Source organism: Propioniciclava sp., from assembly GCF_036744435.1.
Classification (GTDB): domain Bacteria; phylum Actinomycetota; class Actinomycetes; order Propionibacteriales; family Propionibacteriaceae; genus Propioniciclava.
Window position 1 is genome coordinate 5,637 of record NZ_DAIOIA010000079.1, and the last position, 5,865, is coordinate 11,501.

6 protein-coding genes are annotated in these 5,865 nt (G+C 70.9%); 1 reads left to right on the forward strand and 5 read right to left on the reverse strand.

Going from position 1 to position 5,865, the window contains the following annotated elements; genetic code table 11:
• Positions 1 to 28 precede the first annotated feature (28 nt).
• Positions 29 to 505, forward strand: a complete 477-nt coding sequence (locus V7E09_RS10545) for a DUF2505 domain-containing protein (protein WP_324523355.1) — start codon at positions 29 to 31, stop codon at positions 503 to 505.
• A 32-nt stretch (positions 506 to 537) separates the two neighbouring features.
• Here the strand turns inward: V7E09_RS10545 and gtfA are convergent, their stop codons facing one another.
• The 5 genes from gtfA to V7E09_RS10570 all read right to left on the reverse strand — a co-directional run.
• Complete coding sequence (gtfA, locus tag V7E09_RS10550) at positions 538 to 2,022, reverse strand: sucrose phosphorylase (protein WP_324523356.1); 1,485 nt, start codon at positions 2,020 to 2,022, stop codon at positions 538 to 540.
• Positions 2,023 to 2,039: 17 nt separating this feature from the next.
• Positions 2,040 to 3,242 (reverse strand): GDSL-type esterase/lipase family protein, encoded by a 1,203-nt coding sequence (locus tag V7E09_RS10555; RefSeq protein WP_324512359.1) that lies wholly within the window; start codon positions 3,240 to 3,242, stop codon positions 2,040 to 2,042.
• A complete protein-coding gene (locus V7E09_RS10560) occupies positions 3,239 to 4,033 on the reverse strand; it encodes an alpha/beta hydrolase family protein (RefSeq protein ID WP_324512358.1) in 795 nt (264 codons plus the stop codon). Before V7E09_RS10560 ends, V7E09_RS10555 begins: the two co-directional genes overlap by 4 nt.
• Entirely contained in the window at positions 4,030 to 5,358 is a 1,329-nt protein-coding gene (locus V7E09_RS10565; protein ID WP_324512357.1) for an MFS transporter, read from the reverse strand. Before V7E09_RS10565 ends, V7E09_RS10560 begins: the two co-directional genes overlap by 4 nt.
• Positions 5,349 to 5,865, reverse strand: a 517-nt coding sequence (locus tag V7E09_RS10570; RefSeq protein WP_324523357.1) for an alpha/beta hydrolase, incomplete at its 5' end; no start/stop codon positions are given. The genes V7E09_RS10570 and V7E09_RS10565, both read right to left, overlap by 10 nt.

The following is a 5,865-nucleotide window of genomic DNA, read 5'->3' on the forward strand; positions in this document are numbered from 1 at the left end:
CGAGGGCGATCCACGGTAGTCAAGGGGCATGCATCTGATCAGCCGGCTCGACTTCGCCGCCCCGCCCGACCGTGTCTTCGCGATGGTCACCGACGAGACCTTCCTCGCTCACGCCGCCACCGAACTGGGCTCCGCCGACCCGCGCGTCGCGGCGAGCGCCACCCGTACTGCGGTGGAGGGTGCGATCGAGACGCCCGCGGAGATCCGCGCCTTCGTGGGCCCCTCCTTGACGATCACCCAGGAGACGGTCTGGTCCGGCCCGGCCCCCGACGGCTCGCGGGAAGGCACGGTCACCCTCACGGTCGCCACGACACCGGTCTCCCTGACCGGGACCGCAACCCTGGCCCCGGCGCCGGGCGGCAGCACGCTCACGTACTCCGGCGATCTCGTGGTGAAGGTACCCCTGCTGGGCGGGCGCCTGGAAACGCTCGCCGCGCCCATCGTCACCGAGGCGTTCGAGGCCCAGGGCCGCGTCGGAGCGGACTGGCTCGCCACTCATCAGTGACCCCCTGCGGGGCGCGACGGTGCCCCGCAGGCTCAGCCGCGGTCCAACGCGATCAGGTGGAGCGCCCGTTCCGCATCGGTCCAGCGGACCGTGCTGGTGCCCGCCGCCGCATCCAGGCGCAGTTCCGCCCACTGGTCGGCGGCGCGCCACGTCAAGATCAGGTCGGGTCCCCATCCCCCGAGGCTGAACTCTCCCCCGAAGGCGGGGTGATCGCGCCGCAGCCGCAGCAGTTCGAGCAGCGTGCTGGTGATCGGCCCCGCCAGGGCGGCCTCGACCTCGCCTCGGGTGTAGTGGTGCCGGTTGATGTCGCGTCCCACCCCCGTGCGCGCCAGCAGGTCCATGTCGTTGGCTCCCGCCAGCAACCCCACGTAGTACACCTGCGGGATGCCCGGCACGAACAACTGCAGGGCCCGCGCGCTCAGATACCGGGCGCGATCACCGCCCAGGGCGTCGAAGAAGGTGCAGTTCACCTGATACACGTCCACGTTGGACGCCGCCCAGCCGGTGGCCTGGCGCGACGCGCCACCCGACTCGGCGTGGATCCGCTCCACGAGTGCGTCGACGGCCTCCCTCGGCAGCAACCCCTCGCGCCCAGGTTCGATCTGGTCGGGTCCCACGTCCACGACGCCGATCCCGTCGTGGGTGTCCAAAACGGTGACCGCGTTGCCGGGACGGATCTCCAGCCACCGGCGCAACGCTGCCGTGTCGGCCGTGTACAGGGTGTGCAGCACCAGCGGGGGCAGCGCGAAGTCGTAGACCATGTCGACCCGGGCGGCGATCTCGATCTGGCGCTGGTAATGCGAATGGATCTCGACCAGGACGCGGGCCCCGCGCCGCTGGGCGGCCGCGGTCAGCGCATCGATGAAGGTGTACGTCTGCGGGGTCATGAAGCAGGACGTGCCCGCCGTCTTGACCCCGTACCCGACCGCGTCGAGCCGGATGAGGTGCACCCCCGCCCCCGTCAGGGCGTCCAGCACCGACTCCAGGTAGGCCTGGCCCGCGGCGGAGGCAACATCGATGTCGACCTGCTGAGGCGTGAACGTCGTCCAGACCAGGCGCTTGCGCCCACCGAGCGTCATCGGCGTGAGAGGCAGGCCGGGACGGGGCCGGTAGATCCGACACAGATCCTCCTCGTTCACCCGGTCCGGGAACACCCGGTCGAGGGTGAGGAACAGGCCTGCGTGCTCGGACGCCTCCCCGCGAGCCAACACGTCCCGGAACAGCGGGCTGTCGGCTGAGACGTGGTTGACGATCATGTCCGCCATCACCTCGTGATCGCGTGCCAACTCGGCGACGTCGTCCCAGGTGCCCAGCCGGGGGTCCACCTGCGTGTGGTCGACCGGATCGAAGCCTGCGTCGGCCCCATCGAACGGGGTGAAGAACGGCAGCAGGTGGACGCCGTCGAACGCGCCCGCGAGCGGCCCCCGCAACAGGTCGGCCAGGCCTGCCAGGTTCCCGCCTAGGCGGTCCGCGTAGGCGATCAGCTGGGGGCCGGTGCGCGGGGCGGTCGAGGACATTGCTGCTCCTTGTCGGGTCATGCGGAGGTGGTGCTGCCGAAGGGGCCGCCCTCGGCAAACGCCGCCGCAGCGAATCGGGCGCCCATGGCCTGGTAGATGGCTGCGTCCGGATGGAGCCCATCGGGCAGCGGCGCCTCGGCGACGTCCTGTTCTCCATACAGGGTGCGGCCATCGAGGTAGGCCACCGGTTCCCCGGCCGCCGCCCGGACCCGGGCCACGTGCCGGAGATGCTCGCGCGACGTCGCCAGGGTGAGGGCCCCGGCGGCGATGTCGGCGGGATCGCCGTAGGTGTGGGCCGACAAGGTGCCGTCCTCGGCGACGTCGACTCGGGAGGGCCCCGGAGTGTCCTCGCTGCTCGGCCACAGGATCGAGGAGATGAGCAAGATCGGCGTACTCGGGTGCCCGCGGCGCACGGCGTCGAGGAAGCCGTGGACGGCCGGGACGAAGGTGCGCTGATCCATGCTGCGCGCACCGACGATGTTGACTCCGAACGACAGCGAGATCGCCTCGCACGGGGTGGCGGCGATCGCTGCCGCGGTGAACGGATCGAGCATCGCCTGCCCGGAGAATCCCAGGTTGATGACTTCCCACCGGGCCGCCCGGGCCGCCACCACGGGCCAGGTCGAGAGCGGATCCTCCGGCCCCGCGCCGTGGCTGATCGAACTGCCATGGTGCAGCCATACCGGCCTCCCGGACGTCTGTGCCGGGGTCACGGCGCCGTCGGCCGCGACACCCAGCAGGTCCACCTCCATCGCCTGGGGAAGCCAGATCGTGACGTCGGTGGCACCGGCGGGGAGGTCGAAACTGACCTCGGAGGACATCCGGTGCCGCCGCACCACGGACGTCGCGGCACCGGGCCCCACCTCTTCCACTTGGTCGACCGTCGCGCGCGCCCGCGCCACCGGCTCATCGTCGACGGTGGCGACGAAGTCGTTGACGGGCCCTTCGACGACGTGGGCCTCCCCCTCGGTGAAGTCCACGCGGGTGCACCGCACGCGCAGGCGGAGATGTCGCGCACCGGTGTGGAGCCCGATCCGGACGCCCGAGGCCTGGCTGGCGACCGTCCGGATCGCCTCGGCCGCGGGCGGGAAGCGGTCCCAGCACGCGACGGGCAGCCGGAGGGGACGTAGTCCACCATCGGTGTGCAGCACGTCGAGGTGCCCGCTCAGCCGCACCGCCGTCCCGTCCGGCAGCGCGATGATCTCGCCGATGCCGATCATGCGTGGTCCTCGCTGCCGTGCCGGGCGTGAGCCTGGATGTGTTCGAGCGTGCGACGCTCGACGAGGTCACGATGGGGCACCGTCATCCAGCCGTGGTCGGCGCCGGGTATCACCTCGAGTTCGGCTCGGTCGAGCACTTCCACGTAGCGTTCGGCGTAGCGCAGCGGTACGAAGTCCTCGGTGCCATGCAGCAGCAGCGTCGGCCCGGCGTAGCCCGCGGCGGCGGCGTACGGGTCGAAGGTGCGGGCGTCGGCGATCATGTCGGGCCCCATGCGCTGGCCGAGGAAGTCGAAGTAGCCCAGCGACTCCACGGTGTCCAGCGGGCGGCCCTGGATGAACCCCGAGGCGATCTCGTCGACGAAGACGGCGGCCGTGGACAGCATGGTCACCGAGCGGATCGGCCGGGGGCTCGATGCCGCGACCGCGACCGCTTCGACGGCGCCCAGGCTGAGCCCGAGCAGGTGCAGGTCGTCGGCGTCGATGTCCGGCAGGCCTGCGAACGCGTCGAGCACCAGGTGGGTGTGCCGCACATCACGGCTGACGGTGGTGTCGAAGAAGCTCCCGTCGCTCTCTCCGTGGCCGGCCCGGTCCCAGGCGAGCACCGCGATGCCCTGTGCGGTGAGGACCCGCGCCAACGAGACGAAGAGGCGCGCTCCTTCGATCCGGTTACCGCCGAAGCCGTGCATCAGGGCGGCTGCGGGGGCGCCCGCCCTTGTGCGGGTGTCGGGGAGGTAGCAGGTTCCGCGCAGCGTGAGTTCCTCAACCACGGTCTCGAACGGTCGGACGATCATCGGTTCCCCTCCTCGGCTACCGCCTGGACAGTGCCCGCGACGGTGTGGGCCTCGACGTCCATTGTCGCCTCGGAGTCGAACTGATTGGCGGTCCCGCGGCGGAATCCCCACCAGCCGATCGCGAAACCGGCCGCGGCGAGCACCGCGATGGCGAGGTACAAGCCTCGAGCGTTGAGGGCCAGCAGCATGGGGGTGAAGGCGTTGAGCCCGGCGGCCGCGAACCGGGAGATGCCGTAGATGAAGCCCTGCGCGGTGCCGCGCATCAGCGTCGGGAAGGACTCTTGCGTCCACACCTTCATGATGGTCTCGAAGCAGAAGGCACCGGCGACGGTGGCCAGCAGCACCGAGGAGATCACGGTCACGAAGGTGAAGCCGAAGAGCACCGGGATTAGGTTGGAGAACACGACCAGCGCCGCGCCGACGACGTAGGCGGGCATGCGCCACTTGGTGTCGACGACAGCCATGAACCCCATCTGGGCGAGGACGGCCAGCGGGAGCGCCACCAGCGACGCGGACGAGTACTGCGCGACCTCCACCCCGGCGAGGTTGACCGCGACGAATGTCCCGAAGCTGGAGGCGACCGAGACCGCGATGCTGGCGAGCGCGTAGTAGGCGACCAGAACCAGGAAGGGCCGGTTGTAGGGAGCGCGGACCAAGTCGGCCAGCGACGTCTTCTCGGCGCGGACGGTGCGCTGCCCCGTCAACCGCTCCTGCCGGGCGGCCAGCCACACGCGCGACTCGGGGATGGTCAGGCGGAGCAGCAGGGTCACCAGGCCGATCCCGCCGAACACGCCGAAGATGATGTGCCCACCCGCGGCGCCCAGATGCCCGAACACGATGGAGAGCACCACAGAGGTGGCGATGCCGAAGCCGCCGAGGATGTTGGAGAACACGATCAGCTTGCCGCGGTTGGCGTCGGTGGCGGCCTCGGAGATGCTCGCCAGGGCGACCGGGAGGTCGGCTCCGACCCCCAGCCCGATCACGGCGATGCCCACGAACATGATGGGGAAGCTCAGCGACGCGAAGGGGGCGATGGACCCGATCACGATCAAGACCATGGTGACGAGGAACACCGTGCGGCGCCCGTACCGGTCGCCCAGGCGTCCGCCCAGCAGCGATCCGACGGCGACGCCGAGCGCCAGGGCTGCGGTGAGGAATCCGACCTCGTTGGCAGTCAGGCCCGGCTGTCCGGGAGTCATCGACTGGAACAGCACCAAGGCGATGCCGATGCCGGTCGTGGCGGCGGCGTCCACGAACGTCGCCATGCCGCAGACGAAGGCCACCCACCAGGGGTGGGGCGTCCGGGCGGTTGAGGTCAAGGACATGGTTGCTCCTTCGTCAGGGCCACGCGGGCCTGTTGGTGGGTTGCGGTGAGTTCGTTGACGGCCGCCGCGAGGAAGTCGAGGGTCTGGCCGACCTGCGGCAGTTCGGGGCCGGGCAGCCAGTTGAGGTGCCCATGGATGACGCCGTCGACGCGGAGTTCGCGAACCGGGACGCCGCGGCTGCGCAGCGTCTGCGCGAACGCCTCGGTGGAGGGTCGCAGGTCGTCGATCTGGCAGGAGACCAGGGCGGCGGGCGGCATGTCGTCCAGCGGCCGTTCCGCGGGCGCGAGCGCACCGGGGTCGCGCAGATCGGCGCGGATTCGGGCGACCCAGCGGGTATGGGCGACGGTGTCGAATCGCACCTGGGGCGGCAGGCAGGCCAGCGCCGCCGCGACGGCCGCGTCGGGTTCGGGGATGCGCGCGTGGTAGAGGCCGTAGGCACCCAGGAACGCGGCGGCGGGTGGGGTGCGCTCGGGGCGCTCGACCACGGTGGCGCTGAGGGCGAGGCTT

What these genes read in the sequence shown, in the direction of transcription:
- V7E09_RS10545 (WP_324523355.1), top strand. Translation starts at nt 29, where the DNA reads ATGCATCTGATCAGCCGGCTCGACTTCGCCGCCCCGCCCGACCGTGTC.
- gtfA (WP_324523356.1), bottom strand. Translation starts at nt 2,022, where the DNA reads ATGTCCTCGACCGCCCCGCGCACCGGCCCCCAGCTGATCGCCTACGCG.
- V7E09_RS10555 (WP_324512359.1), bottom strand. Translation starts at nt 3,242, where the DNA reads ATGATCGGCATCGGCGAGATCATCGCGCTGCCGGACGGGACGGCGGTG.
- V7E09_RS10560 (WP_324512358.1), bottom strand. Translation starts at nt 4,033, where the DNA reads ATGATCGTCCGACCGTTCGAGACCGTGGTTGAGGAACTCACGCTGCGC.
- V7E09_RS10565 (WP_324512357.1), bottom strand. Translation starts at nt 5,358, where the DNA reads ATGTCCTTGACCTCAACCGCCCGGACGCCCCACCCCTGGTGGGTGGCC.